1 protein-coding gene is annotated in these 494 nt (G+C 69.8%); it reads left to right on the plus strand.

The window, feature by feature from the left end:
• A partial coding sequence (locus MOV75_RS41675) for a tetratricopeptide repeat protein (protein WP_247008713.1) occupies positions 1–494 on the plus strand: 494 nt, incomplete at both ends.

Consider the following 494-nt stretch of genomic DNA (forward strand, 5'->3'; position numbering starts at 1 on the left):
GGCCGTGCTGGCGCTCGCCGGCCTGCCGCTCGTTGCGATCGGCGTCTACATGCCACTCGGTTCGCCCCGGCTTCAGGATTTTCCCTTGGCGGAGCGGGAGCGCGGATCCGGGTCCGGCATGGCGCAGTCGCTCGAGAATCTCGTGGCGCAGGTCCAGGACCATCTGGAGAAGAATCCGACCGACGGGCGCGGCTGGAACGTGCTCGCGCCGGTGCTGGAGCGGCTCGGCCGTTTCGACGACGCGGTGCGCGCTTATCGCAACTCGCTCACCTACAATGGCGAGAGCGCGGAGCGCCGGTCCGATCTCGGCGAAGCGCTCTCGGCCGCCGCCGGCGGTGTGGTGACCGCCGAGGCCAAGACCGAATTCGAGCGTGCACGCGCCCTGAACCTTGACGATCCCAAGGCGAACTACTTCCTCGGCCTCGCCGCCGAGCAGGACGGCCGCAAGGACGACGCTGCCACGATCTGGCGCGCGCTGCTTGCGAAGGCGCCCG

The sequence above is a fragment of the Bradyrhizobium sp. PRIMUS42 genome (assembly GCF_023006515.1).
Taxonomy (GTDB): domain Bacteria; phylum Pseudomonadota; class Alphaproteobacteria; order Rhizobiales; family Xanthobacteraceae; genus Bradyrhizobium.